Origin of the sequence: Mycobacterium sp. Marseille-P9652 (assembly GCF_902652685.1) — a bacterium.
GTDB lineage: Bacteria > Actinomycetota > Actinomycetes > Mycobacteriales > Mycobacteriaceae > Mycobacterium.
The window spans coordinates 15,420-41,158 of sequence record NZ_CACRUY010000031.1 but is presented as its reverse complement, the minus strand read 5'-3'; the positions used below and the strand labels follow the sequence as shown (position 1 = coordinate 41,158).

The 25,739-nt window shown below is 69.6% G+C and carries 27 protein-coding genes; 11 read left to right on the top strand and 16 right to left on the bottom strand.

Annotation, left to right across the window (positions count from 1 at the left end; genetic code table 11):
* Window positions 1-170 precede the first annotated feature (170 nt).
* Genes GPY60_RS16740 through GPY60_RS16730 form a run of 3 tightly spaced genes read left to right on the top strand, consistent with a single transcriptional unit; the run spans window position 171 to window position 3,242 of the window.
* On the top strand, window positions 171-1,427 hold the full coding sequence (locus GPY60_RS16740) for a glycosyltransferase family 4 protein (RefSeq protein WP_156688805.1): 1,257 nt from the start codon (window positions 171-173) through the stop codon (window positions 1,425-1,427).
* On the top strand, window positions 1,421-2,179 hold the full coding sequence (locus GPY60_RS16735; protein WP_156688804.1) for a class I SAM-dependent methyltransferase: 759 nt from the start codon (window positions 1,421-1,423) through the stop codon (window positions 2,177-2,179). The genes GPY60_RS16740 and GPY60_RS16735 overlap by 7 nt, the downstream gene beginning before the upstream one ends.
* Window positions 2,166-3,242, top strand: coding sequence for a prenyltransferase (locus GPY60_RS16730; protein WP_156688803.1), 1,077 nt, complete (start codon window positions 2,166-2,168; stop codon window positions 3,240-3,242). The genes GPY60_RS16735 and GPY60_RS16730 overlap by 14 nt, the downstream gene beginning before the upstream one ends.
* Here the strand turns inward: GPY60_RS16730 and GPY60_RS16725 are convergent.
* Window positions 3,223-3,900, bottom strand: coding sequence for a class I SAM-dependent methyltransferase (locus GPY60_RS16725; protein ID WP_156688802.1), 678 nt, complete (start codon window positions 3,898-3,900; stop codon window positions 3,223-3,225). The genes GPY60_RS16730 and GPY60_RS16725 overlap by 20 nt on opposite strands.
* 135 nt (window positions 3,901-4,035) lie before the next feature.
* Here GPY60_RS16725 and GPY60_RS16720 point away from each other — a divergent pair, with 135 nt between their 5' ends.
* On the top strand, window positions 4,036-4,650 hold the full coding sequence (locus GPY60_RS16720; RefSeq protein WP_156688829.1) for a cutinase family protein: 615 nt from the start codon (window positions 4,036-4,038) through the stop codon (window positions 4,648-4,650).
* Window positions 4,651-4,825: 175 nt separating this feature from the next.
* Here the strand turns inward: GPY60_RS16720 and GPY60_RS16715 are convergent, their stop codons facing one another.
* On the bottom strand, window positions 4,826-5,029 hold the full coding sequence (locus tag GPY60_RS16715; protein ID WP_231639694.1) for a hypothetical protein: 204 nt from the start codon (window positions 5,027-5,029) through the stop codon (window positions 4,826-4,828).
* A gap of 255 nt (window positions 5,030-5,284) precedes the next feature.
* On the opposite strand from GPY60_RS16715, the gene GPY60_RS16710 reads away from it, so the two are divergent.
* Entirely contained in the window at window positions 5,285-6,112 is an 828-nt protein-coding gene (locus GPY60_RS16710) for a glycoside hydrolase family 16 protein (protein WP_156688801.1), read from the top strand.
* Here the strand turns inward: GPY60_RS16710 and GPY60_RS16705 are convergent, their stop codons facing one another.
* Window positions 6,113-6,958 carry a class I SAM-dependent methyltransferase gene (locus GPY60_RS16705; RefSeq protein WP_156688800.1) on the bottom strand — a complete coding sequence of 282 codons (846 nt, stop codon included), beginning with the start codon at window positions 6,956-6,958 and terminating at the stop codon, window positions 6,113-6,115.
* A gap of 24 nt (window positions 6,959-6,982) precedes the next feature.
* Entirely contained in the window at window positions 6,983-7,669 is a 687-nt protein-coding gene (locus tag GPY60_RS16700) for a hypothetical protein (protein WP_231639693.1), read from the bottom strand.
* A gap of 44 nt (window positions 7,670-7,713) precedes the next feature.
* Here GPY60_RS16700 and GPY60_RS16695 point away from each other — a divergent pair, with 44 nt between their 5' ends.
* The gene (locus GPY60_RS16695) at window positions 7,714-8,724 is read left to right on the top strand and encodes an NADP-dependent oxidoreductase (RefSeq protein WP_156688799.1); all 1,011 of its coding nucleotides are present in this window, start codon (window positions 7,714-7,716) and stop codon (window positions 8,722-8,724) included.
* Between the two features lie 3 nt (window positions 8,725-8,727).
* Here GPY60_RS16695 and GPY60_RS16690 read toward each other — a convergent pair whose 3' ends face one another.
* Genes GPY60_RS16690 through GPY60_RS16680 form a run of 3 tightly spaced genes read right to left on the bottom strand, consistent with a single transcriptional unit; the run spans window position 8,728 to window position 10,453 of the window.
* A complete protein-coding gene (locus GPY60_RS16690) occupies window positions 8,728-9,564 on the bottom strand; it encodes a class I SAM-dependent methyltransferase (RefSeq protein WP_156688798.1) in 837 nt (278 codons plus the stop codon).
* Between the two features lie 7 nt (window positions 9,565-9,571).
* Window positions 9,572-9,796, bottom strand: coding sequence for a DUF2905 domain-containing protein (locus GPY60_RS16685; RefSeq protein WP_156688797.1), 225 nt, complete (start codon window positions 9,794-9,796; stop codon window positions 9,572-9,574).
* Between the two features lie 9 nt (window positions 9,797-9,805).
* Window positions 9,806-10,453: an SOUL family heme-binding protein gene (locus GPY60_RS16680; RefSeq protein ID WP_156688796.1), complete on the bottom strand. Its 648-nt coding sequence runs from the start codon at window positions 10,451-10,453 to the stop codon at window positions 9,806-9,808.
* 192 nt (window positions 10,454-10,645) lie between these two features.
* Between GPY60_RS16680 and GPY60_RS16675 the strand changes: the two genes are divergently transcribed.
* Window positions 10,646-10,900: a hypothetical protein gene (locus tag GPY60_RS16675; RefSeq protein ID WP_156688795.1), complete on the top strand. Its 255-nt coding sequence runs from the start codon at window positions 10,646-10,648 to the stop codon at window positions 10,898-10,900.
* A gap of 83 nt (window positions 10,901-10,983) precedes the next feature.
* Here the strand turns inward: GPY60_RS16675 and GPY60_RS16670 are convergent, their stop codons facing one another.
* The 4 genes from GPY60_RS16670 to GPY60_RS16655 all read right to left on the bottom strand — a co-directional run bounded on the left by GPY60_RS16670 (window position 10,984) and on the right by GPY60_RS16655 (window position 13,653).
* The gene (locus GPY60_RS16670) at window positions 10,984-11,394 is read right to left on the bottom strand and encodes a VOC family protein (protein ID WP_156688794.1); all 411 of its coding nucleotides are present in this window, start codon (window positions 11,392-11,394) and stop codon (window positions 10,984-10,986) included.
* Window positions 11,395-11,398: 4 nt separating this feature from the next.
* Window positions 11,399-11,857: a helix-turn-helix transcriptional regulator gene (locus GPY60_RS16665; RefSeq protein ID WP_156688793.1), complete on the bottom strand. Its 459-nt coding sequence runs from the start codon at window positions 11,855-11,857 to the stop codon at window positions 11,399-11,401.
* A 136-nt stretch (window positions 11,858-11,993) separates the two neighbouring features.
* Window positions 11,994-12,818, bottom strand: coding sequence for a lysophospholipid acyltransferase family protein (locus GPY60_RS16660; protein WP_197283703.1), 825 nt, complete (start codon window positions 12,816-12,818; stop codon window positions 11,994-11,996).
* A gap of 22 nt (window positions 12,819-12,840) precedes the next feature.
* A complete protein-coding gene (locus GPY60_RS16655; protein WP_156688791.1) occupies window positions 12,841-13,653 on the bottom strand; it encodes a class I SAM-dependent methyltransferase in 813 nt (270 codons plus the stop codon).
* A gap of 75 nt (window positions 13,654-13,728) precedes the next feature.
* Here GPY60_RS16655 and GPY60_RS16650 point away from each other — a divergent pair, with 75 nt between their 5' ends.
* Window positions 13,729-14,304: a TetR/AcrR family transcriptional regulator gene (locus tag GPY60_RS16650; RefSeq protein ID WP_156688790.1), complete on the top strand. Its 576-nt coding sequence runs from the start codon at window positions 13,729-13,731 to the stop codon at window positions 14,302-14,304.
* Between the two features lie 20 nt (window positions 14,305-14,324).
* Here GPY60_RS16650 and GPY60_RS16645 read toward each other — a convergent pair whose 3' ends face one another.
* Window positions 14,325-15,227 (bottom strand): NAD-dependent epimerase/dehydratase family protein, encoded by a 903-nt coding sequence (locus tag GPY60_RS16645; protein WP_156688789.1) that lies wholly within the window; start codon window positions 15,225-15,227, stop codon window positions 14,325-14,327.
* A gap of 106 nt (window positions 15,228-15,333) precedes the next feature.
* Between GPY60_RS16645 and GPY60_RS16640 the strand changes: the two genes are divergently transcribed.
* The 3 genes from GPY60_RS16640 to GPY60_RS16630 all read left to right on the top strand — a co-directional run bounded on the left by GPY60_RS16640 (window position 15,334) and on the right by GPY60_RS16630 (window position 18,147).
* Window positions 15,334-15,723, top strand: coding sequence for a hypothetical protein (locus GPY60_RS16640; RefSeq protein ID WP_231639692.1), 390 nt, complete (start codon window positions 15,334-15,336; stop codon window positions 15,721-15,723).
* Between the two features lie 61 nt (window positions 15,724-15,784).
* Window positions 15,785-17,470 (top strand): sensor histidine kinase, encoded by a 1,686-nt coding sequence (locus tag GPY60_RS16635; protein ID WP_156688788.1) that lies wholly within the window; start codon window positions 15,785-15,787, stop codon window positions 17,468-17,470.
* Entirely contained in the window at window positions 17,452-18,147 is a 696-nt protein-coding gene (locus tag GPY60_RS16630; RefSeq protein ID WP_156688787.1) for a response regulator, read from the top strand. Before GPY60_RS16635 ends, GPY60_RS16630 begins: the two co-directional genes overlap by 19 nt.
* Before the next feature lie 8 nt (window positions 18,148-18,155).
* Here the strand turns inward: GPY60_RS16630 and GPY60_RS16625 are convergent, their stop codons facing one another.
* The 4 genes from GPY60_RS16625 to GPY60_RS16610 all read right to left on the bottom strand — a co-directional run bounded on the left by GPY60_RS16625 (window position 18,156) and on the right by GPY60_RS16610 (window position 25,620).
* Complete coding sequence (locus GPY60_RS16625) at window positions 18,156-21,188, bottom strand: MMPL/RND family transporter (RefSeq protein WP_156688786.1); 3,033 nt, start codon at window positions 21,186-21,188, stop codon at window positions 18,156-18,158.
* Between the two features lie 165 nt (window positions 21,189-21,353).
* Window positions 21,354-22,694 carry a hypothetical protein gene (locus GPY60_RS16620; RefSeq protein WP_156688785.1) on the bottom strand — a complete coding sequence of 447 codons (1,341 nt, stop codon included), beginning with the start codon at window positions 22,692-22,694 and terminating at the stop codon, window positions 21,354-21,356.
* A gap of 23 nt (window positions 22,695-22,717) precedes the next feature.
* Window positions 22,718-24,082 (bottom strand): hypothetical protein, encoded by a 1,365-nt coding sequence (locus GPY60_RS16615; RefSeq protein ID WP_156688784.1) that lies wholly within the window; start codon window positions 24,080-24,082, stop codon window positions 22,718-22,720.
* Window positions 24,083-24,111: 29 nt separating this feature from the next.
* Entirely contained in the window at window positions 24,112-25,620 is a 1,509-nt protein-coding gene (locus tag GPY60_RS16610; RefSeq protein WP_156688783.1) for a condensation domain-containing protein, read from the bottom strand.
* Between the last annotated feature and the right edge of the window lie 119 nt (window positions 25,621-25,739).

Sequence of the window (25,739 nt, the reverse complement as noted above, 5' to 3'; positions counted from 1 at the left end):
TTCCCGATTCCGATAGCGCCGGTGATATCGGCGCGATTGCGTTGGCTTAGGCGGCCTAATATAGTCTGGACACATGTCCAGTTTGCCGTCACGGAGTTCGGGACCCCGTTGATCGCGACTGATTGGGGGGTGCCTGCCCGGGCCTTTTCACCGGCGGATAAGAGTTAAGCATGCGAATTGCCTTACTGTCCTACCGTAGTAAGACCCATTGCGGCGGGCAGGGCGTCTATGTACGACACCTCAGCCACGGCCTGGTTGAACTCGGGCACGATGTCGAGGTCTTCTCCGGCCAGCCCTATCCCGACCTGCTCGACCCGCGGGTGCGCCTGACGAAGGTGCCGAGCCTCGACCTGTACCGGGAGCCCGACCCGTTCCGGGTGCCGCGCCCGAGCGAGATCCGCGACTCGATCGACCTCTTGGAACTGCTCACCGTATGGACCGCGGGCTTCCCCGAACCACGGACCTTCACGTTGCGCGTCGCCCGATTGCTGGCCGAACGGGCGGGCGACTTCGACGTCGTCCACGACAACCAGAGCCTCGGCACCGGATTGCTGACCATCGCCCGCGCCGGGCTGCCGGTGGTCGCCACCGTGCACCACCCCATCACCCGCGACCGCGTGCTCGACGTCGCCGCCGCGCGGTTATGGCGAAAGCCGTTGGTGCGCAGGTGGTATGGCTTCTCCAAGATGCAACAGCGGGTGGCGCGCCAGATCCCGGACCTGCTGACGGTCTCGTCGTCGTCCGCCGCCGACATCGTCACCGACTTCGGCGTCTCCCCGGAGCAGTTGCACACCGTGCCGCTGGGCGTGAACACCGAGCTGTTCCGGCCGGGCGCCCAGCCCCGGCGGTCGGGACGGATCATCGCGATCGCCAGCGCCGACACCCCGCTCAAGGGCGTGCGCACCCTGCTGCACGCGGTCGCCCGGCTGCGCGCGAGCCGCAACCTCGAGCTGCGCCTGGTCGCCAAGGTCGAACCCAACGGCCCCACCCACAAGCTCATCGCCGAGCTGGGGATCTCCGACATCGTCCACATCACCAGCGGGCTGTCCGACGCCGACCTGGCCGCGTTGTTCGCCTCGGCCGAGGTCGCATGCATTCCCTCGCTATACGAAGGCTTTTCGCTGCCCGCCGTGGAGGCGATGGCCAGCGGGACCCCGATCGTCGCCAGCCGGGTCGGCGCGCTGCCCGAGGTCCTGGGGACCGACGGCACCTGCGCCGAGCTCGTGCCGCCCGCCGACGTCGACGCCCTCACTCACGCGCTCGGCGAACTGCTCGACTCGCCTGACAAGCGCCGAAGCCTCGGCAGAGCAGGCCGGGAGCGCGCGGTCAACGTGTTCAGCTGGGAGGCCGTGGCCGCGCAGACCGTCCGCGTCTACGAGCGGGCGATCGCGCGCACGGCCGTCGTCGAGGGCGAAACCCTATGCTGACGGTCGACTTCGACCGGCTCGGCATCGGGCCGTCCGTCAAGGTCATCGATGTGGGTTGCGGCGCCGGCCGGCACGCGTTCGAGGCCTACCGGCGCGGCGCCGACGTCATCGCCTTCGACCGCGACGCGTCCGAACTGCGCTCCGTCGAGGCCATCCTGCAGGCGATGGCCGAGGCCGGTGAGGCCCCTGCGTCGGCATCGGCGACGGCGGTCCTCGGGGACGCGCTGCGCCTGCCCTACGCCGACGAGACATTCGACTGCGTCATCGCCTCCGAAGTCCTCGAACACATCCCCGAGGACGACGCCGCGATCGCCGAACTGGTCAGAGTGCTCAAAGTCGGTGGCACGCTGGCGGTCAGCGTGCCGCGCTGGCTACCCGAACGGTTGTGCTGGCTACTGTCCGACGAGTACCACGCCAACGAGGGCGGGCACGTCCGCATCTATCGCGCCAGCGAACTGCGGGACAAGATCGCAGGCGGCGGCCTGGATCTGACGCACGCGCATCACGCGCACGCCTTACACTCCCCGTTCTGGTGGCTCAAATGCGCTGTGGGGGTTTCGAATTCGGAACACCCCGCCGTCACCGCGTATCACAAGCTCCTGGTGTGGGACCTGATGCGCCGGCCCAGGGTGACGCAGTGGGCCGAGTCGCTGCTCAACCCGCTGGTGGGCAAGAGCGTGGCGATGTACTTCACCAAGACGCGGGCGACGGAAAGTGACGCAACGCCGGGGTACGCCGTTGCGTCGGTTTGATCCGCCGGGCGTCCCGGGCGTCCTCACCCCGCAGGAATGTCGGCAGACCGCGCTCTCCATCGCCGCCGCGCAGGAATCGTCCGGCGCCATCCCGTGGTTCGACGGCGGCCACACCGATCCGTGGGATCACGTCGAATGCGCGATGGCGCTCACCGCGGCCGGGCTGCTGGAGCCGGCCAGGGCCGCCTTCGAGTGGAGCCGTCGCACGCAACGCCCCGACGGGTCCTGGCCCATCCAGACCCGCGCGGGGACGGTCGAGGATGCCAACAGCGACAGCAACTTCTGTGCGTACATCGCGACCGGGGTGTGGCACCACGTGCTGATCACCGGTGACAAGTCCTTTGCCGCCCGGATGTGGCCGACCGTGCACAAGGCGATCGACTTCGTGATCGACCTGCAGTTCGGCTACGGCGAGATCTACTGGGCGCGAAGCGAAGCCGGGCCCGTCGCCGAGGCACTGCTCACCGGGTGCGCGAGTGTGTTCCACAGCATCCGGTGCGCGCTCGCGCTGGCCGCGCTGATGGGCGAACCCCAGCCCGAGTGGGAACTGGCGCTGGGCCGGCTCGGGCATGCGATCGAGGCGCACCCCGAGGCGTTCACCGAGAAGGACCGCTACTCGATGGACTGGTACTACCCGATCCTCGGCGGGGCGCTGCGCGGGCCGGCGGCGGCCGCGCGCATCCGGCAGCGCTGGGACGACTTCGTGGTGGGCGACCTCGGCATTCGCTGCGTCAGCGATCGGCCGTGGGTGACCGGCGCCGAGACGTGTGAACTGGTGATGGCGCTCGACGCCCTCGGGCACCGATCGGCCGCGCACCGGCAGTTCGCGGCCATGCAGCACCTGCGCGAGGAAGACGGCTCCTACTGGACGGGCCTGGTTTTCGCCGACGGGAAACGCTGGCCCGAGGAGCGGACCACCTGGACCGGGGCGGCGATGATCCTGGCGGCCGACGCGCTGACCGATGCCACGCCGGGCAGCGCGATCTTCCGCGGCGACGGCCTGCCGCTCGGACTGCAGACCGACTTCGACTGCGAATGCGTGGTCAGCGGGCCGGGTCGCTGACCCGCTCCCCCGGCCGGCCGCCGGTGCGCTCCAGCACCCGCAGCGAACCGGCGACCCCCACCTCGCGGAACTGCCCGGAATCGATGGCGCGGCAATAGATCAGGTACGGCGGGCGACCGCCGTCGCGGGGGTCCGGGAAGACGTCGTGGATGGCCAGGGCGCCACCGATATCCACCCATTTCGCCCAACCGTCGAAGTCGGAGTTGGCGGCGTCCTCGGAATGGCCGCCGTCTATGAACAGGAAGCGCAGCGGCGACCGCCAGGCCCGGGCGACGACCGGCGACTTGCCCACCACGGCGACGACGTGGTCGTCCAGCCCCGCGGCGTCGAGGGTGCGGCGAAACGTCGGCAGCGTGTCGAACAGCCCGGTCACCTCGTCGACGAGCGCCGCGTCGTGGTACTCCCAGCCGGGCTGATGCTCCTCGGAGCCGTGGTGATGGTCGATCGTGAAGATCACCCCGCCGCCCTGCTGTGCCGCCGCTCCGAGCAGGAGCGTGGATTTGCCACAGTACGTGCCGATCTCGACGCCGATGCCGCCGTCCAGGTAGCGCAGCGCGGCGTCATACAGCGCGCGGCCCTCGTCGGCGGGCATGAAACCCTGCACCCCTTCGGCCATTGTGAACAGGCGCTCGGGGGCGTGGGCGTCGGTGTGGCTCATCGGTCGAACCTATCGGGCGGGGCATTCCGACCGGCAGCGGCATCGCCGAAACCGCCTTACCATCGTGCTGTGCGCGCTTTGCCCGCTCACCGATGGGTTCGCGGCGGTCCCGCGGCGCTGGCCGCTGCCGTCGCGATGTGGACGGCCGTCCTGCTGCCGTGGGGCGCGGGCCCGGCCGCGGCGGCCGATTGCCCCCAGGTGCAGGTGGTGTTCGCCCGCGGTCGATTGGAGCCACCCGGGACCGGGGCGCTCGGCGCCGCGTTCGTCAACGCCCTGCAGTCGAGGGCAGGCGGCAAGAACATCGGCGTGTATGCCGTCAAGTACCCGGCCGACACCGAGGTCGACGTCGGCGCCAACGACATGAGCCACCACATCCAATACATGCTCAACAGCTGTCCGAACACGCGGCTGGTGCTGGGCGGCTACTCGCTGGGCGCCGCGGTCACCGACGTGGTGCTCGCGGTCCCGTTCTCCGCCTTCGGGTTCGACAGTCCGTTGCCCGACGGCGCCGATCGGCACGTGGCCGCCGTCGCGCTGTTCGGCAACGGCAGCCAGTGGGTGGGCCCGATCACGAACTTCAACCCGGTCTACAACGACCGGACGATCGAGCTGTGCCACGGGGCCGACCCCATCTGCAACCCGGCCGACCCGAACACCTGGCAGGACAACTGGCCGCAACATCTGGCCGGCGCGTACATCCAGGCGGGCATGGCGAACCAGGCCGCCGACTTCGTCGCGAGCAGGCTTTAGGCGACGGAATCAGGCGAGGGGAATTCTCGACAAGGCCGTTGCTCGCCGATCGGAGGCGTTATGACCGCGGCTAAGGGTGCGGATCGTTATCGCCGAAAGAATGCGAATGCTGGAGCCGCTAATTGGTGCGAACCGAGCTCCATGCGGGATTGGCGGCGACGGAATTCGCTGCGATTCAGGCCGGGGTGTCGCCGCTCGAGTAGACCGCGAAATGACGCATGCGGGCGTTGGCGGCGGCGGAGGTCCTGATGCGCTGACGCGCCAGGGCCGACGGGTGGCGGCGCATCGCCTCGGTGAGCTCTCGTTTGCGGCGCTGCGCCGCAATCCATGTCGGGTGCGATTCGAGGAAAATAACCGTGCCCGCTTTGTCGTTCGCCACGATCGTCAACCCCCTCGGAGGAATTTCGCCTGTTACCACTGTGGTTATCGGCTTGTGATCCAGGATGCCCGGGCAATACTGAGACCAAACCATCGCCATGGATGAGAATTCGCCATGAATTCGCCGGCACCTTTCTCCTCGCCGCGGATCACCTCGCCCGTGCAGGTCACCCGTGGTGCACACACGCTAGCGGGGGCCACCGACAGATTTGCGAGTTCGGTTCCGGGGGCCGTCGGCTGCTATCGTCCCTTGCTTATGCCGGAGATGGATCGCCGCCGCATGATCGTGACGACGGGAATCGGGGTGCTGGCGGCCGCGCTGCCGGTCGCGAAGGCCCGGGCCGTTCCGGCCCCCCTGCCGGTGCCCAACGCCCCGAGCGGCCAGACACCGACGTACATCTTCCAGGACGAATTCGACGGCCCGGCGGGCTCGGCGCCCGACGGCTCGAAGTGGGCGATCGCGCGGGCCCGCGAGACGATCAAGGACCCGACCTACTGGGAGCAGCCGGACCACATCGGGCAGTACCGGGACGACCGCCAGAACGTCTTTTTGGACGGCAAGTCCAACCTCGTCCTGCGCGCCGCCAAGGACGGACCGACGTATTACAGCGGCAAGGTGCAGAGCCTGTGGCGGGGCGGCGTCGGCCACACCTGGGAGGCCCGCATCAAGCTGGACTGCCTCACCCCCGGCTGCTGGCCCGCCTTCTGGATGGGCAACGAGGGCGAGGGCGAGATCGACACGATGGAGTGGTACGGCAACGGCAACTGGCCGTCGGCCACCACCGTGCACGCCAAGGCCAACGGCGGTGAGTGGAAGACCCACAACATCGCGGTCGACAGCGCCTGGCACACCTGGCGGGTCCAGTGGGACGAGGCGGGCATCCGCTTCTGGAGGGACTACAGCGACGGGGCGCAGCCGTACTTCGACGTCCCGGCGAGCTCACTTCCGGACTGGCCGTTCAACGGGCCCGGCTACACCGTCTACCCGGTCTTCAACCTCGCCGTGGCCGGCTCGGGCGGCGGTGACCCGACCTCGGGCAGCTATCCCGCGCAGATGCTCGTCGACTACATCCGCGTCTGGTGATCACTGCGTGAGCAGTGCGACCGCGCTCCACGCCCGGCCCCCCGGGCGGCGCGGATCGGGCTGAGGCAGCCAGGACCACGGGCGCATCATCAGGGGCAGGCGGCGAAACCGGCGGGCGGCCACATACAGCGCCTCGAATTCGACCGTGCGCCAACCCAGTTGCTCGAAGAAGGCCAGCCCGTTCTCCGGCGCGAACTTGAAGGGCGCGTTCTCCAGCATGCCGGCCATCTTCTTGTTCATCATGGCCTTCAGGCCCGGGCCGGCGAAGTCGAGCATCCACCACGCGACCTCGGGCCGCTTGATCGCCCCCGAGAGCGCGACGACGTCGCTCTCCTCGAGGTACATCAGCAGCCCCTCGGTGAGCACCAGCGCCCGGGTAGCGCCGCGCAGAGCCTCGTCGAGGAACGCGTCGCGTGCTGTCGGGTCGGCCAGGTCGACGGGCATCCGGGTCAGGCGGCAGCGGGGCGCCTGGTCGGCGAGCAGGTCCGTCTTCTCCGCGAGGAGCTTCGGCAGGTCCGCCTCCACCCAGGTGAGGTCCGGCGGCAGGTCCAGGCGATACGGCCGGGTGTCCAATCCGGCGGCGAGGTTCAGCACCCGGTCGCAGCCGTCGGCGATCGCGTCGGCGATCGCGTCGTCGATGAGCTTGGTGCGCGCGACGAGCCACCAGCCGTTGCGGGTGCTGCGCGGCACGGCGGCGACGATCTTCCGCCCGTGCTCCCCGGCGAGGCGTTCGGCGAGCGGGTCGGTGAACAGCGCGTCGGGACGAGCCGATTCGGTGGCCCGATGCAGGGCCGTCCATCTCGCCGTGTCGGAGACGTGGGTGATCGTGTGCCCGGGGCCTGCCATACGTGCGTTATAGCAGCCCCGGGCTTACTGACCGGCCTTGCCCCCGGCCAGCCACGCTTCGGTCACCGTGCGGGTTTGGGGCGGCGGAAGGGGGGTGTCGGGGGTGCCGAGCTCACCGACTTTGACCGTCCACGCGGGCGACGAGCGGTCGATGCAACTGCCGGCGCCCTGGCTGGGGATCCATAGCACCGCGAGGTGCGGGCGGGCGCCGGTGCAGCTGTAGGCGCCCTCGTACCCGTCGGCGCGCACCCCCCACGCGCCGCCGTTGCGCAGCAGGCAGTGGGTGCCGTCGTCCAGCGTCAGCGCGAATGGCTCCGGGTTTGGGGTCGCCCGCACGGGCGGGAGCGGGCCGCCATAGGTCAAGCGATGCATCGTCTTTGCCCAGGGATCGTCGACACACAGAAGCGATCCGGGCGTCGACGGCCAGCACGTGCCGGCGCCGGCCGCGCTGGGCGAACAGGAGTAGACGTTGTCGGCCACCGCCGACGGCGACGGCGTCGTGCACTCGCTGACCGAGCCGACGTTTCCCGGAGGGGATGTGTCCCGATAGCCGTTGATCGGCTGCCCGTCGGGCCCGACGGCCATGATGGTGATCACCTCGGTGGGTGGCGGATTGGCGCTCGCCGTTCCGGCGACTGAAAAGAATGCCACCGACATCACGGCCAGTGGCACCAGCACAACCCTTGCCATCGCGTTCACCAGGCTCCTCACCTTCGAGTGCCCCCTTCGGTACAGGGTAGAGGTACGGTGCGCTCATGGCCGCACAAAATCGTCGCTTCCTCCTCCGCGAACGCCCGAAGGGGCGGATCGGTGCGAATACGTTCGAGCTCACCGAGGAGGCGATCCCCGAACTCGCCGACGGGGAGGCGCTCGTCCGGGTCGACTGGATCTCGCTCGACCCGACAAACCGCATGTGGATCAACGACACTCCCACCTACCTGCCCCCGGTGGGCCTCGGCGAGGTCATGCGCGCGGCCGGCCTCGGCGAGGTTGTCGCATCGAAGAACCCGAGATTCGAGGTCGGCCAGACGGTGCAGGGGCTGCTCGGCTGGCAGGAGTACGCGGTCGCGTCGGACGCGTCGTTCCTCATGCCGGTCGAGGTCGCCGAGGGCGTCTCGCCGAGCGCCTACCTGGGTGCCCTGGGAATGACCGGGCTCACCGCGTGGGTCGGGATCCGCGACATCGGCAAGCCCCGGCCGGGCGAAACGGTCGTCGTGTCGGCCGCCGCGGGCGCTGTCGGCTCGGTCGCCGGGCAACTCGCCAAGGCCGACGGCGCACGGGTCGTCGGGATCGCCGGCGGTCCCGACAAGTGCACGCTGCTCACCGAGCAACTTGGGTTCGACGCGGCCGTCGACCACCGCGCCGACGACTGGGCCGCCCAGCTCGCCGCCGCGACCCCCGATGGCATCGACGTCGACTTCGAGAACGTCGGCGGCGACCTGATGGACGCCATCTTCGCGCGGCTGAACACCCACGCCCGGGTCGCGCTGTGCGGCATGATCTCCGGCTACAACGCCGCCGATCCCCCGCCCGGCCCGCGCGCGTTCGGGAATCTGCTGATCCAACGCGTCCACCTGCAGGGGTTCATCGTGCTCGACCACTTCGGCCGGGCGGAGCAGGCGGCCAAGGAGATCACCGGCCTGATCGCCGACGGCAAGCTGACGCCGCTCGAGACCGTCATCGAGGGTTTCGAGCAACTGCCGACGGCGATCAACATGCTGTTCGACGGCAAGAACCTGGGCAAGCTCGTCGTCAAGATCGGCTGAGGCTCAGCCGAATTCGAGCAACGTGTAGGCGCCGCGCAACGGCTTGGTCGGGCCGAACCGCCAGATCGCCGGGTACACCGACCCGAAGAACGCGCCGCGGCCCTTCGGCATCGGCACGTCGTGCACGGCGCGCACGCCCGGAACGGTGTGCGGCAGCCGCGCCAATTGGCGTGTCGACAGGCTGAACGGCATGGGCGGCACCCGGTAGCGCCGCGACGAGCGCAGGCCCTTGCGCGCGACCGCCTTGACGATGGTCGGCGGCAGGTCGAAGAACATCTGCCCGCCGGGAAACCGCTTGGCGCACTGGGCGATCAGGTCCATGGCCTGCTCGGGCTGCAGGTACATCAACAGACCTTCCGCGGTGAGGAACACGCCGTCGCGGGTGTCGACGTGGTCCATCCACGAGTAGTCCAGCACCGACTGGGCGAGCTCGGTGATCCGCGGGGAATGCGGCAGCAGGCGCCGGCGAAGTTCGATAACCGGCGGCAGATCGATGGAGAGCCAACGGAATTGCGCGTCGGGCAGCGCCCGCTCCAGCCGCCAGAAGGAGGTCTGGAAGCCCTCGGCGAGGGCGACCACGGTGGCCCGCGAATGCGCCGTCAGGTAGTCGATGGCGCATCCGTCGACGGCCAGGGAGCGCAGCGCCATCTCCTGGCCCTTGCGCCCGAACTTCTCGAAGTCGAAGTCGATCGCGTCCACCAGGTGGATGGCCATCGGGTCGTCGATGATCGGGTCGGCGTGGCCGGCCTGGTGGGCCCGTCCGTAGAGCGTGAGGAGCGCGGTTTCCGAGACGCCGGTCAGCTGGCTGGCGTCGACCCCGCGGGTGGTTCGGCGCTCCATCGGCTCGTCACCGCCGGAAGAGGTAAGCGACGACCGAGAGCACGAGGGAGCCCACGACCGAGACCAGCAGCATGGATACCAACGGGATGTACACGCGCACGTTGTCACGCTCGATGCGGATGTCGCCGGGCAGGCGGCCGAACCACGACAGCCCGCCGGTCCAGATCAGGACGCCGGCGAGCACGATGATGATGCCCGCCAGTACGACGAACGGGCCGAGGCTCTTCTCCATGACGGCGGGCTAGTTGTCCGCCGCCGCGGGGTCGACCGCGACGGCGATCTCGTTGCGACGAAGCATCGGCACCGTCCAGGGCGGGTCGTAGAACCAGGCCTCGGGCTTGCCCGTGGGCTCGATGCCGTTGTCGCGCAACGTGGTCAGGAGCTCGGCGGTGCGCGCGGCCACCGCCCTGGCGCCGCGATCGCCGCTGAACTTCAGCACGGCCACCGTCTCGGGCGGCACGTCGACGAGGCGGACCTCGTCGTCCTTGGGCGTCGGCAGCGTGTCCATCGTCCACTTCGACGGCATGAAAAACCGGATCACCCAGCCGTTCTCGCCCGAACCGGACTGAACGACCGGCGCGGTCATCGCGATCTGCTCGCCGCCCTTCGCCGACTGCTGGCTGACGGGAGCGGTCATCGCGATCGTCTGGTCGCGGCGGTTTCCGCCGAAGATGTAGCCGGCCAGCCGCCGGAAGCCGACATTGCGGGCGCGCATCTCGTCGGCGCGGACCGTCGTCTCGGCGGCGATCCGCGGGCCGTAGCGGCGTATCTCCACGGAGTCGGTGAGGGGACGCCGGGTGAATTCCGGCTCCTCGGTGCCGGCGCGCACGCCGACCACCGCCAAAAGCGACTCGACCACCTGCTCGCCGAGCTTGACTGGGTTGATCATCGGGACCATCTAGATCGTTGCCTTCCGTCTTCGGGAGGGAATCTACGGCTGGCCAGCCCACACAGTGCCCTCTCCGACGCCCACAGTAGCGCCGTCCTCGGGCGCAACGTTGGGATCGGTAGCCGTCGCCGCGGTTTGTACTTACCCGCAACGACGCCACTGGGGCGGCGCCTGAAGAAAGGAAGTCAACCAATGAAGATCGTGCCCACCAGCATCGAAGAGCAGATCAACCGGGTCGACCGGCAGCGCAGCCTGTACTTCGGCATCAGCGCCGGCGTGGTGGCGCTCTGGAGCGCGTTCCGCCTGTTCTGGGTGCTCTACATCGGCATGACGTTCGGGTGGTTCCTCGGTTCGATGGTCTTCCAGCTCGTGCTCTGGGGCGTCATCGGCACCGCCGCGGCGATCGCGGCCGTCGGGTTCCTGACCCGCTACAGCAAGGGATCTTGACGTCCGCCCCGACGAACCTCCCGACGAACCGGCAAGTTCCGAACCTGTTCAGGTTCGGAACTTGTCCGTGTGAGGCCGGCCCCTCAGCGCACCTGTTGGATACGGATGAGATTGCCCGCCGGATCGCGGACAGCGCAGTCCCGAAGCCCGTACGGCTGCTCGGTCGGCTCCTGCACGATGTCCGCCTCACCGGCCTGCAGGCGCTCGAACGCGCCGTCGAGGTCCGGCGTGGCGAGCAGGAGCATGGCGTAGGTGCCCTTGGCCATCATCTCGGCGATGGTGCGCCTCTCGTCCTCGGTGATGCCGGGATTGGCGGCCGGCGGGTTGAGGACGATTGACGTGTCGGGCTGGTCGGGTGGGCCCACGGTGATCCACCTCATCTGCCCTTTGCCGACGTCGAGGCGCACCTCGAAACCGAGGACGTCGCGGTAAAAGGCCAGCGAGGCTTCGGGATTGTCGTGTGGCAGGAAGCTGGAGTGGATGGTGAGGTTCATGCGCTCACGTTAGGTCCGCCGCGATGGCGGGCGCTTCTCGATTCCTGATCGGTCTGCTCACCTGTTTCGACACGCAGGGTGGTAGCCCCGCCGTCGGGTCGGCGCCCTCCGCGGCCCGCCGCCGGTACGCGCTGGGCTGCACGCCGACCAGCTCGGTGAATCGGGTGCTGAACGTACCCAACGACGAGCAGCCGACTTCGAAACACACCTGCGTGACGCTGAGGTCACCGTGCCGCAGTAGCGCCATCGCGCGCTCGATGCGCCGGGTCATCAAGTAGGAGTACGGCGATTCGCCGTAGGCGCGGCGAAACTCGCGGCTGAGGTGCCCGGCGGACAGGTGCACGCCGCGCGCAAGCGCCTCCACGTCCAGCGGCTGCGCATAGTCTCGGTCGATCCGGTCACGGACGCGACGCAGCAGCGCGAGGTCGCGCAGACGCTGCGCCGCGGTCGGTCGGCTGGCCATGTTGTCGATCGTGCCATCGGCGGCCGGGCGATGTACCCCTCGCCCAGACAAAAGCCGTGGCGAGCCCCGTCGGCGTGTCTTCGCAACTGGTTCAGTGTCGCGAGCCGTGGCGCGCGAGGTTGTGCGCGCGAACCGTCTAGGGCCTGACGGCGCTTCGCCAGGCGAGCGGGTTGAGCTCACGGTAGGGATCGGTTTCACGCACCCGCATGAGGTCGGCGAGGAGCCCCTCGACCGCCCGTTGAGTTCGGTCCTTCAGACCCGTCACCCAATCCTGCGCACCGGCACTCGCCGGTGCGGTGCTGTCGATCGGCGCGCCGAAACGCAGGTACATGCGCCGCGGCCGGGGAATGAGTGTGGGGCCGATCCCCCGCAGCAGCGGCATCGCCATGTCCGGACGGCCGTTCAGCCTGCGGCCCAACGCTTCGCTCAACCTGCCGTAGGCGCTGTCGCGGGTGGTCCAGCTGCGGTAGACGTCGTCGCCGCCGACCAGGCCGACGGGCACGATCGGGTAGTCGTTCTCCGCCGCGAGCCGCGCGAATCCCTCGCGGCCCTGCCAGCGCAGGGTGTACTCCTCCCCCTTGAACTTGGGGATCTCCCGGCCGCCGCCGGGAAACACGAGGATGGTCTGGTCGTTGCGCATCAGCTCGCGCGCCGTCTCGGGTGCGCCGACGACGCCGCCGTACGCCGCCATCAGGTCGGCGGGCAGCCCGCGCATGCGCCCGAACCCGCGATCGGCCAACGGCCGCACACGTTTTCCGATCGCCCGTCGCACCGCGTCCGAGATCAAATAGATCTCGGAACCGAACTGAGTGTGGTTGCCCACCAACAGGAACCGCCCATCGCGCGGCAGGTGTTCCAAGCCGTCGACGTACGGCTGGGTGAGACCGAGCACGGGACGCAGACGATCGGTCGCCGTGTCGAGGACTCGGCGCAGCGCCCGGACCCGCGCGCCCGGCTCCATGATCGCCGAGACGTCGGTGTGCTCAACCACGATGGTCGGCCTCGGGGCGGGAGAAGACGACGCTCATCGACGGGGGGCCGAGCCGGGTCTTGGTCGGCAGGATCTCGACGCCCATCGCCGGGTCGGCCGCGCGGCCCAGGGCCCGCATCGCCGACGGGCTGTAGGCGCGCAGGGCGCTGATGAAGCCGTCGTGCACGGTCGGCCAGATCCACGACCAGGGCACCAACGCCAGGTTCATCGGGAGCGCGAGCACCGGAAACAGCATGGTGGCCAACGGGTTACGCCGTTGCAGGTCGATGACCAGGAACCGCTTGCCCACCCGGGTGGCCTCCGCGATGGCGCGGCAGGCGACGGCGGGCGGCAGGTGGTGAAACGCCAGGGCGAACACCACCAGGTCGTAGCTGTCGTCGGCGGCGTCGATGGCCGTCGCGTCGATCACGCGGGTGTGCGCCCGCGGGTGACTCCCCAGCGCACCGGCAGCGATGTTGGCCACCGAGTCCGGGTTCACGTCGCTGATCGTGACGGTGGCCGTCGGGTGTTGCCGCAGGATTTCCGCGGACAGCCGGCCGTGGCCCGCGCCCAGCTCGAGGATGCGCGGATTGGGCAGGTGCGCCACCAGCTCGAGCGCGACCCTCGCGTTGTTCTCGTGCTGCTTGGTGCGGGCGCCCAGCCGGTCGAGCGTGCCGATGACCTTCTGCTTGATCTCGTCCGGCACGTCGTCGCGGTCCAGATACTCCAGCGCATCGGTCTGGAATCGGCGGTCCAGCCACGACGCGTCCGGGCCGCCCCGCGGCATTCGCGCTAGTTCCTGGTCCAACACGTCGTTCGTCGTCATCGCCGGCACTCCTGTTCGCTGATGTTTCCCGACCACTATAACAAACGAACCAGTTCGTCTGTCTATGCTGTATGCGTGAGAACCAAGACCGAACTTCGCGGTGAGATCCTCGCCGCCGCCCGCGCGGAGTTCGCGCAGTACGGCCTCGCGGGGGCGCGGATCGACCGCATCGCCCGCGCCGCCAGTGCCAGCAAGGAACGCCTGTACGCGCACTTCGGCGACAAGGAGACGCTCTTCCGTGACGTCGTCGCCGCCGACGGGGCGGAATTCTTCCGCGCCGTGGAGATGCGTCCCGACGCGGTGCCCGAGTTCGTCGGCGACCTCTTCGACCTTGCTCAGCGCCGGCCCGAACACCTGCGGATGATCACCTGGGCACAGCTGGAAGGCTTTCCGCTCGACAAGCCGGAGTTCGACGGCGAGCATCCGCCCGAGCTGGCCATCGCCGCGCTGGAACAGGCACAGGCCGCCGGCCAGGTCGACCCGCGTTGGGAGCCCAAGCACCTGCTGGTGCTGCTGTTCGCGGTCGCCCTGGGGTGGGCCCACTGGCCCGACCCCGCGTTGGCGACAAGCGATCCCGAGGCCCTCGCCAGCCGCCGCGCGGCCGCCGTCGAAGCGGCGGCCCGCATCGTCAAGCCCGCCGAGCGGGACTGAAAGCTCTGCGGCGCAACGACTTAAGCCTCGACCAGCTCCGGGTGGAACCTGGCCGCCATCCGCCGTAGCCCGTCGCGCCAGTCGACGGTCGTCCCCCCGATGAGCTCACCCATCAGGGTGGTATCGGTGGGATTGCCCCGAAGCGCATGCTCGCTCTCCTCGAACATCGGCTCCTTGCCGATGAGCGACCCGAGGTAATGCGACCATTCCTGGATGCTGACGGTCTGCTCGCCGCACCAGTTGACGGTGGTGGCGGGGACCGACGCGACCGCGAGGAGCTTCGGGATGGACGCGATGATGTCGTCCTCGTGGATGGGGTTGTAGCGGGCCGGTTCGCCGGGCGGGACGGGGATCGCGATGCCGGCCAGCATCATCTCCATGTGGTAATACGGCCAGCCCCCGTTGTTGCCGTAGGGGACGTTCAGTCGGGCGATCGTGGTCGGCAGGTTGAGGATTCGGGCGGTCGAGCGGGCGACGACCTCGCCGGCGATCTTGGAGATCGAGTAGGTGGGGAACAGAAACTTGTGGTTGTCGCCCAGCGCGGCGCCCTCGGTTCGGGGTTCGTCGTCGGGCGGGTCGTAGACGGCGGCGGACGAGCAGTGCAGGAACGCCTTTGCGCCGCGGCAGTGGGCCATGAGCAGGCCGACCGACTCCGCGTTGGCGGCCAGGTCCTTGTCCCAGTGGCCGCTCTTGGCGACGGCCAGGTTCAGCACGTACTCGAAATCGTCTGGGAGCCCGGAGAAGTCACCCGCTGCGAGGTTGACGGTCTGGCACCGCACCCCGGCTTTCTCGAGGGTTTCGCGTGCGGCGGGGTTGCTGAAGCGTGCGATGCCCCAGACCTCGTTGTCGGCCGCGAGGGCCATCGCGATGGGAGTGGCGATCTGCCCGGTGGGGCCGGTGATCAGGATCTTGGATCCGCGCATGCGCTGATGGTAGGCGACCTCGCGGCCGCACGTAATCCGCGCCCCCGAACCGATTAGGGCCGATGGTCCCTACTGTCGGGGACGTCGGTGCGCCATCATTCGGAACATGACGCAGCCTGAGGATGTCCCGGTTCGCCCCGTGGCCGAGACGGCGCCCCCGCGCTACGACGAGACGCCCAGTCGGCTGCTGCAGGTGGCCGCCGTGGTCGGCATCGTCGCCGGGGTCGTATTCGTGGTGGCGGTGGTGTTCTTCGCCGGTTTCTTCCTCGGTGCGTCGGCGCACGGCTACGGCGGCTGGCGATTCGGCGGTCACATGGGCGCCGGCGGGCGCGCGGGCACCTGCCCCATGATGAACGGCGGCGATGGGATGCCGGCCGGCCCGATGATGCCGGGCGGGATGATGGGCCCGGGCATGATGGGCCCGGGCATGATGGGGCCGGGCGCCGTCCCGAGTCCGCAGCCGAGCACGCCGGCGACCCCCACGCCCCGCCCGTAGCGCGGCCAGCGGTCGGAGCGACTTCTCCGCTTTTTGCTCGGCGGCGCGGTAGGGTCTCGGCATGGCCGTCAGGGGTCGCATCGACCTGCGGCTCGCCACGCAGGTGTTGCTGCTGCAGCTCGTCGTCGTGACCCTGACCCTGATCATCGCGTTCGGGTTGTTCGCCGTGTTCAACCGCCAGCGTCTGGACAGCCAGTTTCACGTCCATGCGCTGGACATCGCCCGCGTGGTGGCCTCTTCCCCGACGGTGATCAACAACATCGACCGCTACAACGACCCCACGTTGACCGCGAGCTCGGGGCTGGTCGACGAACTCGCGACCGGGCCGATCGAAAGTGTGGCGTCGCGCGTCGAGCAGCGCACGCACGTGCGGTTCGTCGTCGTCGCCAACAGCCACGGCATCCGGCTGGCCGATCCCGACCGTGAACGGTTGGGTCGCCCCATCCTCGCCGATATCAGCCAGGCGACCGCCGGGCACGAGGAAGTCACCCACGACTCCACGGTCTTCGGGCGGGCGATAGTCGCCAAAGTGCCTGTCCTCGAGCCAAATACCGATCGGGTGTTAGGCGTGGTCGTCGTCGGCCTGTCCACCAAGTCTTTCGACGACCAGTTCTCCAAGAACCTGCGGGTGCTCGCCGGGATGGCCGGTGCGCTTCTGCTGGGCGGGCTGACGGGATCGGTGCTGCTCTTCCGACGTTGGCGGGGGCTGACGCTGGGCCTGCGGCCGACCGAAATCGTTGAGCTGCTGCGCAGTCAGGCCGCCGTCCTTCAGGGCATCGGTGAAGGCGTGCTCGCGGCCGACGCGTCGTGGAAGACCACCTTCATCAATGACGAGGCATGCCGGCTGCTGGACATCAGCAGCGAACCGGGCCGCCCCGTGGACGAGATCGGGTTGACTCCACGCCTGATCGACGTATTCAAGGCGGCCGACGCGACTCCCACGTTGGCCACCGTGGGTGAGCGCATCGTCGTGGTTTCGGCGCGGCCGGTGACGCGCGAGGGACGCGAGCTGGGAACCGTCTTGGTGGTGCGGGACCGGACCGACGTGGAATCGCTGACCCGGCAACTCGACGCCGTGCAGGTGATGAGCACCGTCCTGCGCGCGCAGCGCCACGAGTTCGCCAACCGGCTGCACCTGCTCACCGGGTTGCTGCACGGCGGTCACGTCGACGAGGGGCTGCGCTATCTGGAGGAGCTCCTCGGGTCCGGTCCCCTCGGGTCGGCGGTAGCTGGCATCGAGTCCATCCGTGATGCCTACCTGCAGGCGTTCCTGGCGGCCAAAGCGGCTGCCGCGCGCGAGGCCGGGGTGACGCTGACGATAGGTGAAAACACCTGGGTGGCAGGCAGTCTCGTACTTCCGGTCGACGTCACCACCGTGATCGGGAACCTGCTGGATAACGCGATTGACGCGGCGCGGACCAGCGCCAACGCGACCAAGGAAGTGGAGATCGAACTGCTGCAGGACGGTACGACCCTGCACGTCACGGTGGCCGACAGCGGCGACGGCGTCGCACCCGAGTTCGTGGAGCACCTCTTCACCGAGGGCGAGAGCACAAAGCCCGACTCCGGCATCCCCGGCGGCCGCGGCATCGGACTTGCGTTGTCGCGCCAGATCAGTCGCGCCGTCGGTGGCGACCTGTGGCTGTCCAGTTCGGGTAACCCGGCCCTGCGACTGCGGGGCGCGGAGTTCATCGCGCGGCTGCCGGGAGTGATGGTTGAGGAGGCACAATGGGCGACGCAGATCTGACGGTGCTTGTGGTCGACGACGATTTCCGCGTCGCAAATCTACACGCCGAGGTGGTCAATACCCTGCCCGGCTTCACCGTGACCGCCACGGCGAACACCCTCGAGGCCGCGCGCAAGGCCGTTCACGAGGAACCCGCTCTCGATCTGGCGCTGGTCGACGTCTATCTTCCCGACGGCTCCGGGATCGACTTCATCCGCGAATTGCATTGCGACAGCATGGCGTTGACGGCGGCGACCGAGGCGGCCACCATCCGCGCCGCCATGTCCGCCGGCGCGCTCAGCTACCTCGTCAAGCCGTTTGCCACCACGGATCTTGCCGCCCGGCTGGCCGGTTACGCGCGCTACCGCAAGATCATCGGCGGCCCGAACCTGGGGGCCGCCGACGTGGACGCGGCCCTGGACGCGCTGCGTCCCAGGGTCGCTCCCCCGCAGCCGGCCACCATCGCGGCCTCGTCCACCAAACAGCTTGTGCTGCAGGCGTTGCGCACGTCGAGCACGCCGATGTCGGCGGCGGAGGTTTCGGCCGCCATCGGCATCTCGCGGGCGACCGCCCAGCGGTACCTGGCGGCGCTTGCCACGACCGCGGAGGTGACCGTCGGCTTGCGCTACGGGACGACGGGCCGGCCCGAGCAGGAGTTCGCCGCGGCCCCGGCGCGGCGACCCCGCCCGCCGCGCTGAGGCCGCGCTCAGCGCGCGACTTGGCCGGCCAGCCGCCGCCGGTGCGCGGGCCCGACGCGGCCGGCGCGGGACCTGCGACGGCTACCCGACGCGTCGCCCCGAGCGAGTGTCCGCCGGCGGTGAGCCGCCGAACGGCGAATGCTGGCTGCCACCAGCGTGTGTGACATGTCGCCGTGGACGCACGCGGCCACGGTGGGGTCAGTGGGGACACGACTCTCGGCGGCGGGCGTGCGGGCGTGGACGACTTTCTTCGGCCTGGAAGGCCACCAGTTCGCCTGGCCGATCATCGCCGCCAGGGCCGGCACGGTGATGGTGCGAACAACGAATGTGTCGATCAAGATGCCCATGCCGATGATGAATCCGGTCTGGACCATGGTCGAGAGGCTGCCGAACAGCAGGCCCGACATCGAGGCGGCGAAGATGATGCCGGCCGAGGTGATGACACCGCCGGTGGAGCGGACCGCGCGGATGATGCCCGAGCGCACGCCGGCGCGTGACTCCTCCCGGATTCGCGTGATCAGCAACAGGTTGTAATCCGCCCCTACGGCGACCAGCACGATGAACGCCGTCGCCTGCACGTTCCAGTAGATCGGCTGGTGCAGCAGGAACTGGAAGAAGAGCACCCCCACCCCCACCGCCGACAGAAACGAGATGACCACGGAGGCAATGAGATACATCGGGGCGACGATCGCCCGCAGCAGCAGCACGAGAATGAAGAAGACGACCACCAGCGTCATCACGACGATCAGGCGCACGTCGTCGTCGTAGTAGCTGCGGATCGCGCTGTACATCGGAGTCGTGCCGACCATCGAGATCGACGCGTCGGACAGCGAGGTGTTCGGCTGCGCACCGCGGGCCGTGCCGAGGATGGCCGGAACCTGATCCATCGCCGCGGTGCTGAACGGGTCGAACTTCGTTTCCACCAGGTAGCGCGCCGAGTGGCCGTCGGGCGAGATGAACATCTTCGCGGCCTTCTTGAACTCGCCCGAGGAGAGCACCTGCGGCGGGATGTACATGCCCGCCATGGATTGCTGTGAAGCGTCGCGCTTCATCGACAGCAGGACGTCGGCCGCCTGGTTCATGCCCAGGCCCATCTTCTTGGTCTGGTCGACCAGCGTCCGCACGCCCTCGGCCAGCCGCCGGCTGCCGTCGGCAAGCGCGTCGGCGGTCTCCTGCAGCCGCGCGATCCCCTGGGAGACGCCGGCCGCGCTGCCACCGGCACTCCGCAGAGCGCCGGCCGCCGCGGCCAACTGGCCGCCGAGACTCTGGACGGCTGACTGCAGGCCCGGCATCGCCGGCTGCGCGTCGGGGACGACGGCGGTCAGCAGTGGGGCGGCAGCGTTCGCGAGGGCGCGCAGGTTGTCCAGTTGCGTGGCCGCGCCGGCGAGCTGCTGGCGGGCCTGCGCGACGGTCGCGGCCGCCCGTGTCATGGGCCCGCTGGCGGCGCGGACCTGGTCGCGCACCTCGGCCAGGCTCGATGCCAATTGGTCGGCGCCCTTGGTCAGCGCATCGAGATCGGTGGCCCGGTCGCCGATCTGCGTCGAGGCGTCCTGCAGCTTGTCGCCGACCGCCCCCGCCTGGGTGCTGAGCTTGGTCTGATCGAGCGGCTGACCGTCCGGCCGCGTGATGCCGCGCACCGCCGCGATATTGGGCAACTGCGAGACCCGTTGCGCCATCTGGTCGAGGTCGGCCAGGGCCCGCGAGGTCCGCAGGTCGTGCGGCGAGCGGACATAGATGTACTGCGGGAGCAGCGCGCTGGTCGAGAAGTGGCTCTGCATCGTCGAGAATCCGACGTTGCTCGGCGCCGACTGCGGCAATTGCAGGCGGTCGTTGAACGTGGGCCGCAGGAAGGCCGCGCAGCCGGCCAGCGCCACCAACACCGAAAGACTCGCCAGCAGATGGGCTTTCGGCCGGCGGACCAGGTGAACGGCGGAGCGCTGCCACAGGCGACCGGTCAACGGGGGCCGCGGCATTACCCATCCGCGCCTGCCGGCGAGCACCAGGACGGCCGGCAGCAGCGTGACGGCGGCCAGGAACGCGACCCCGATCGAAACGGCAAGGGCGGGGCCGATGCTCGTGAACGCGGGCAGCCGGGTGAAGACCATGCCGCAGAACGTGACGGCGACGGTGGCCGCCGACCCGGCGATCACCTCACCGATGGAGCTCAGTGCCCGCTGCACGGCCAAGTCCGAGTCGGTGCCGGATCGGATGTACTCGTGGTAGCGGCTGATGAGGAAGACGGCGTAGTCGGTGCCGGCGCCGAAGATCATGGCGGTCATCAGCGCGATCGTCAGCGCGGACACGCCCAGCCCGACCTGGGTCAGCCCCGACACCACGCCCTGTGCCGATACCACCGAAACCCCGATGGTGATCAACGGCAGCACCACCGTCGCCGGTCGCCGGTAGATCACCAGCAGGATGCCGAGGACGAACAGGGCGGTGACGATCTCGGTGACGTGCATGTCGCGGGCGGTCAGAATCGACATGTCGCCCACCATGGCGGCCTGTCCCGTCACGTCCGCGGTGAGCCCCGTGCCCGCGGTGGAGCGCTTGACGATGTCGTTGATCCGCTGGTAGGCCCGTGACGACTCCGGGGAGCCGGCGGGCGCGCGCAGCACCACCGCAAGGTAAACCGCCTTGTTGTCGGGGCTGACCATCAGCGCACGCAGCGCGGGGGTGGTCGCGACGTCCTGGACGCCGGCCACCTCATTGGACTGGGCGCGCAACGTGTCGGCCAGCTTCCGGTAGGTGGCGTCGTCCGCCGGCTGCAGACGCCGGTTGTCGCCGAGCACGACGATCAGGACGTTCTGGGCGGATTCGCCGAAGTCCTTCGCCATCTGCTCGGCCGCGGCCATTGCCTTGGGCGGCAGCGGCTGCACGGTCTGCCCTTCGACCACCTTCGTCAGCGGCGCGAAGGTCAGGGCCAGCGCGGCCAATACGGCCGCCCAGGCGGCGATCACGAGCCAGGGCGCGCGCACGACGACGCGACCGAGCATCCAGAACGCACCGGCCCCGGTATTGACGGCGGACTTCTCAGACATGGGAGGACCTTTCAAAAGCGTCGGGCCGCGAAGGGTTTCGCTTCGGTTACTCGGAACTTATGGCGCCGCGCGCAGCCCTGTCTCGCTTGTCGGCGATAGTCGGGATTAGCGACGATTCACCGGTTTTGCGCATTGTGCTCTTGGTGTTTCGGCGGGCGGTCAGCCCTACGCGCCACAGAGCTCGCGGCAACGCCAGTCGCCCGTCGCGGTCAGCGAGAAGTCACTCAGGGCGCCCGAAAAGGCTTGACGCAGTTCGATATCGGTGGTGCACCGACCCGGCTGATAGGCGACGACCGAGACGAACACCTGGCCGTTTGCCCGGCCCGACGCCAGGGACAGCATTCCGCCGAACCGGTTCATGGCGGCGGTGGTCGCGTCCGGGTGGGGAGCCTTGACGGCGAAGTGGTCGGCTTTGGTGCCGTCCGGCCGCGAGACGGCCGGGTCGATCACGCCGACGTTGGATGCGACGACGGTGCTGGGGCCGCCGGCGGCCACGCCGGCGATTCGCCGGATCAGCCACTGCGGCATCAGAGGGACAAGGGGCAGCAAGTCCCGCCGCGTGTCGGGGTTCTGGCGGCGGTCGGTCAGTGCGCGCTTGGTCGCGGCACGGATGTCGCGCAGGTCCGCCGTCGCGGTGGCGGGGTCGGCTGCGATGTCGACATTGGCGACCGCGTTGGCGCGGGTGTCGCCGGTCGTGCGCTCGTTGACCGGTATCGCCACGGTGACCGAGCCTTCGGCGGCGACGCGGCCGATGCGCTGCGCCAACGTCGCCGCGACCCCGGCCAGCAGGCTGTTGCTGGTGCCCCCGAGGGCGTTCGCGCGGGCGTCCCAGTCGTCGGCGTCGACGAAGACGGTTGCCGTGGGCAGGCTGATGGGCCGGTCGGTTCCGCTTGGCGGCGCGGTTGGTGGGGCGACCGGTTGCGCGCCCGCCCTCACGCGTCGCACCGCAGCGACGAAAGCGCGCGCGATGCGCGGGATGTCTCGGGCGGTTTGGCGGGCGTCCTCGCGCAGCGCCTGCCACGGCCGGCGCGATCCGGCGCCGGGCCAGGCGATGGGGTCGTGACGGCCGGTGGCGGCGTCGGCCAGGGCCTCGCACAGCCCGATGCCGTCGGTGAGGCAATGCGGCACCACCAGGCTGATCCCCGCGCCGCCCTCGGTGAACGGCAGCACCGCGAGGCGCCATTCGGGGCCGCGTTCGAAATCGATGGGCGTCGCGGCCTGTTCGGCGAGCCACTCGTCGAGGCCTGCGCGCGACCGGGGTGTCGCGACGACCTCGAGGGTCGACCGGCCGCTGGCCGCGATCCAGCGGTGGCGGCCGAAGGGCAGGGCCGAGCGCTCGATCCGGCGGGAGAGCCGCCCGCGCCGAAGGTTCCGGTGGAATCGCCGCACGCCGTCGAGGTCGACATCGCGGTCGTAGATCCAGATGCACTGCAGGAGTCCGACGACGCCGGTCGCCCGCTCGAGGCTCGCGAAGGTGTGGTCGAACAGGTCCAGTGTGGTGTCCATTGTTCTTTCGATTCCTTTCCGTGTCATCCGGCCGCGAGCGCCGCCGCGGGGGCCGGCCAGCCGTGAGTCGCGTGCAGAGAGAAGTCGTCGAGCGCGCCCCAAAGCGCCTCGGTGAGAATCTCTTCCGTGTTGGGACGGCCCGGCTGATAGGACTGCACCGAGACGAAGACCTGTCGGTTCACCCTCGCCGACAGCAGGGCCAGCACACCCCCGGTGCGTTCCATCGTCGCCCGGGTCATGCCCGGGTACAGCGACGTCACGGAGACGTAGTCGGCGTCCGTGCCGTCCGGCCGGTTGACGGCCGCCGGGGCGGCGCCCAGGTTGGACGAGACGACGCCGGTTGCGCGCCCGGTGGCGACCGCGAGGCAGGCCCGGGCGAGCCGCTTGGGCAGGAGCGGTACCAGGGGCAGCAGGGGCAACCGCTCGTCGGGAATCTCGTGGCGACGGGTCAGCGCGTCCTTGATGGCAGCGCGGACCTGCCGCAGGCCCGTCGCCGCCGCCGCGGGGTCGACGGTGACGTCGACGTTGGCGACGGCGTTGGCGCGGGTGTCGTCGGCGGTCCGCACGCTGACGGGGATCGAGAGGGTGACCGAGCCGTCCGCGGTGACGCGTCCCACCCGTTGGGCGAGCCGGGCGCCCAGCCCCGCGAGCAGCGCGTTGCTGGTGCCGCCCAGGGCCTCCGCGCGGGCGTCCCACTCGTCGGCGTCGAGGAAGATCGTCACCGTGGGGATCGCGACCACTTCGTCCGGAGCGGCCGCCACGGCCGGTGCCGCGGTGGGCCGTCCGTCGCCCTTCCGCGTGCGCCGCGCGAGCCGTGCCGCGGTGAACGCGGCGGCGACAGCCCGGCCCGTCGCGGGCAGGTCGCGTGCGGTCTGGCGGGTGTCTTCGCGCAGTGCCCGCCACCGCCGGCGTGACCCCGCGTCGGGCCAGTCCATCGTGGCGTCGTAGCCGCAGGCCGCTTCCACCACCGCCAGGCAGCCCGCCATCCCGTCGGCCAGTGAGTGCAGGGCGACCAGGCTCACCCCGGCACCCCCGTCGGTGAAGGGGAGCACCGCAAGGTGGAACCCGGGGCCGCGCTCGGCGTCCAACGGCGTCGCGGCCTGCTCGGCGAGCCAGGCGGGAAACTCCGCGCGCGGCCGGGGTGTCGCGACGATCTCCAGTGGGGAGTTGTCGCGCGGGGCCACCCAGCGGTGGCGGCCGAACGGCAGGGGCGAGCGTTCGATGCGGCGCGCCAGCCGTCCGCGCTGAAGATGTCCGTGGAACCGGCGCAGGCCGGCGATGTCGACCGGGCGGTTGTACACCCAGACGCACTGGCCGATGCTCGTGACTCCGGCCGCCCGCTCGAAGCGGAAGACGGTCTCGTCGAACAGGTCGAGTAGGTTGCTCATGGTGGCGATCCTTTCGGTTACGGGGATTCTCAGGTCAATTGGTGGCGACCCGCTTCGCCCGGCTTCGCCGCGCTCGCGATCGCCACGAGGCTGATGACGGGCAAGCCGTGGGCCGAATTGGCGTGGTCCGCAACGGCATTTACCCAGTCGGGGGTGGTCTTGACGGCATAGGAGAACGCCTGGGTGAGGGCCGCCAGGTAGCGGTGCACCGACTTGCGCGCCTCCGCGTTGTCCGGGAACGAGATCGTCGCGGTGGTCTTGTCCGTCTGCCGGTTGATCCACAGGTTGATCCCGCCGTGTGACAGGTTGTCGGCGTAGGTGCCCCAGTTGGTCTCCTCGAACAGGCTGAAGGCGGGGATCTTGCGAAAGTCCATGAAGGACACCATCATTGCGCGCGCGGTGGGCGGCTCGACGCCCAAGTTGAGCGGGGCCGCCAGCTCGAGCGCGCGCTCAACGGGCACGTCGGCAAGGGGTTTGGCGGCATTGAACGACTGCTGAGCCGCCCGGGCCGCCTCGGCGAAGGTGGCGGTGCAGATCGGCACGCTGACCGGGACCAGGTTGGCGAACCAGCCCACGGTCATCGAGTCGACACCCGGCGTCCGCGTGTCATACGGCGTGAACCCGTGATACGTTGCTGCGCCGGTGAACTCGTGCTCGGCGAAGGCGGCGCAGGCCAGCACTCCCCCGCTGAACCGGGCGCCGGCCGCGTGGCAGGCGATCTCGAACGACTCGGTGTCGGCGGCGTCCAGCAGGTCGACCGTCACGAAGGCGCCCTTGCTGCCGGCCCCGGTTTCGCCGACGGGCAGCGGGAACGCCGGCCACTCGCCCCCGGCGTCGAGTGCGAAGTCGACCCAGGCCTTGACCTCCGGCGAGGACAGGGTCAGGTCCGCGAGCCCGGCGTGCTGGCGCGCGGCGTAGCTGCGGTAGCTCGCCACCTGGGGGATCGCGACCGCGTCGGCGCCCGTCCGCGACAGGTGCTGGTACATCATGTGGACGTCGAAGAAGATCAGGCCGGCCGACATCCCGTCGATGTGCAGGTGGTCGACGCTCGCGTAGAACGTGAAGTAGTCGGGGTGCTGGACGATGCCGAACGTGAAGCAGTCCCACTCGAGGGTCCCCCGGGTGTTGGTCAGCGCGTGCGTGCGGACCTGGTCGGCGTCCATGTGGCCGGATTCGGTGGGCACGAGGTCGATGTCCATGGGGTCCTCGATCGTGCGCCGGACGATGACGCCGTCCTCCAGCTGAAACCAGTCGTGGTAGGCGTCGTGCCGGCGCACGTGGGCGTTGAGCGTCGCCGTCATCGCGGGAATGTCGCACTCCCCCGGGATGTCCCAGGCCACGACCATCAGCCGGGGCAGCTCCACCGACCGCCGCGCTGCGTCGTAGGCGGCCCGCAGGTGCCGAGCCCGCTGGTAACTCGGCGCCAACTCGCTGTGCGGCGCGTTGAGGGCAGCCGCGCGAGCGGGGGCCGAGGCGCGCCACGTGACGACCCGCCCCTCGCCAGGCTGCCACCCGTTGATGCTTCCCAGTGCGACCATTGTCCTGTAACCCCGTCCTGTCCGTGCGAGTCACATTGTCGTGAGCGGTATTTCGCCTCCGGCACCGCGATGTGCGGTCGATCCGGTGATCTGCTGCAACCGAAATTACGGCGCGGCGG

Excerpts from the sequence above, each read along its gene's own strand:
- GPY60_RS16685 (WP_156688797.1), bottom strand. The coding sequence starts at position 9,796 with ATGGAGAAGAGCCTCGGCCCGTTCGTCGTACTGGCGGGCATCATCATC.
- GPY60_RS16680 (WP_156688796.1), bottom strand. The coding sequence starts at position 10,453 with ATGATCAACCCAGTCAAGCTCGGCGAGCAGGTGGTCGAGTCGCTTTTG.
- GPY60_RS16625 (WP_156688786.1), bottom strand. The coding sequence starts at position 21,188 with ATGTCTGAGAAGTCCGCCGTCAATACCGGGGCCGGTGCGTTCTGGATG.
- GPY60_RS16710 (WP_156688801.1), top strand. The coding sequence starts at position 5,285 with ATGCCGGAGATGGATCGCCGCCGCATGATCGTGACGACGGGAATCGGG.
- GPY60_RS16635 (WP_156688788.1), top strand. The coding sequence starts at position 15,785 with ATGGCCGTCAGGGGTCGCATCGACCTGCGGCTCGCCACGCAGGTGTTG.
- GPY60_RS16720 (WP_156688829.1), top strand. The coding sequence starts at position 4,036 with ATGTGGACGGCCGTCCTGCTGCCGTGGGGCGCGGGCCCGGCCGCGGCG.
- GPY60_RS16675 (WP_156688795.1), top strand. The coding sequence starts at position 10,646 with ATGAAGATCGTGCCCACCAGCATCGAAGAGCAGATCAACCGGGTCGAC.
- GPY60_RS16690 (WP_156688798.1), bottom strand. The coding sequence starts at position 9,564 with ATGGAGCGCCGAACCACCCGCGGGGTCGACGCCAGCCAGCTGACCGGC.
- GPY60_RS16615 (WP_156688784.1), bottom strand. The coding sequence starts at position 24,082 with ATGAGCAACCTACTCGACCTGTTCGACGAGACCGTCTTCCGCTTCGAG.
- GPY60_RS16640 (WP_231639692.1), top strand. The coding sequence starts at position 15,334 with ATGACGCAGCCTGAGGATGTCCCGGTTCGCCCCGTGGCCGAGACGGCG.
- GPY60_RS16735 (WP_156688804.1), top strand. The coding sequence starts at position 1,421 with ATGCTGACGGTCGACTTCGACCGGCTCGGCATCGGGCCGTCCGTCAAG.
- GPY60_RS16645 (WP_156688789.1), bottom strand. The coding sequence starts at position 15,227 with ATGCGCGGATCCAAGATCCTGATCACCGGCCCCACCGGGCAGATCGCC.
- GPY60_RS16610 (WP_156688783.1), bottom strand. The coding sequence starts at position 25,620 with ATGGTCGCACTGGGAAGCATCAACGGGTGGCAGCCTGGCGAGGGGCGG.
- GPY60_RS16725 (WP_156688802.1), bottom strand. The coding sequence starts at position 3,900 with ATGAGCCACACCGACGCCCACGCCCCCGAGCGCCTGTTCACAATGGCC.
- GPY60_RS16695 (WP_156688799.1), top strand. The coding sequence starts at position 7,714 with ATGGCCGCACAAAATCGTCGCTTCCTCCTCCGCGAACGCCCGAAGGGG.
- GPY60_RS16670 (WP_156688794.1), bottom strand. The coding sequence starts at position 11,394 with ATGAACCTCACCATCCACTCCAGCTTCCTGCCACACGACAATCCCGAA.
- GPY60_RS16665 (WP_156688793.1), bottom strand. The coding sequence starts at position 11,857 with ATGGCCAGCCGACCGACCGCGGCGCAGCGTCTGCGCGACCTCGCGCTG.
- GPY60_RS16655 (WP_156688791.1), bottom strand. The coding sequence starts at position 13,653 with ATGACGACGAACGACGTGTTGGACCAGGAACTAGCGCGAATGCCGCGG.
- GPY60_RS16660 (WP_197283703.1), bottom strand. The coding sequence starts at position 12,818 with ATGGAGCCGGGCGCGCGGGTCCGGGCGCTGCGCCGAGTCCTCGACACG.
- GPY60_RS16630 (WP_156688787.1), top strand. The coding sequence starts at position 17,452 with ATGGGCGACGCAGATCTGACGGTGCTTGTGGTCGACGACGATTTCCGC.
- GPY60_RS16705 (WP_156688800.1), bottom strand. The coding sequence starts at position 6,958 with ATGGCAGGCCCCGGGCACACGATCACCCACGTCTCCGACACGGCGAGA.
- GPY60_RS16620 (WP_156688785.1), bottom strand. The coding sequence starts at position 22,694 with ATGGACACCACACTGGACCTGTTCGACCACACCTTCGCGAGCCTCGAG.
- GPY60_RS16740 (WP_156688805.1), top strand. The coding sequence starts at position 171 with ATGCGAATTGCCTTACTGTCCTACCGTAGTAAGACCCATTGCGGCGGG.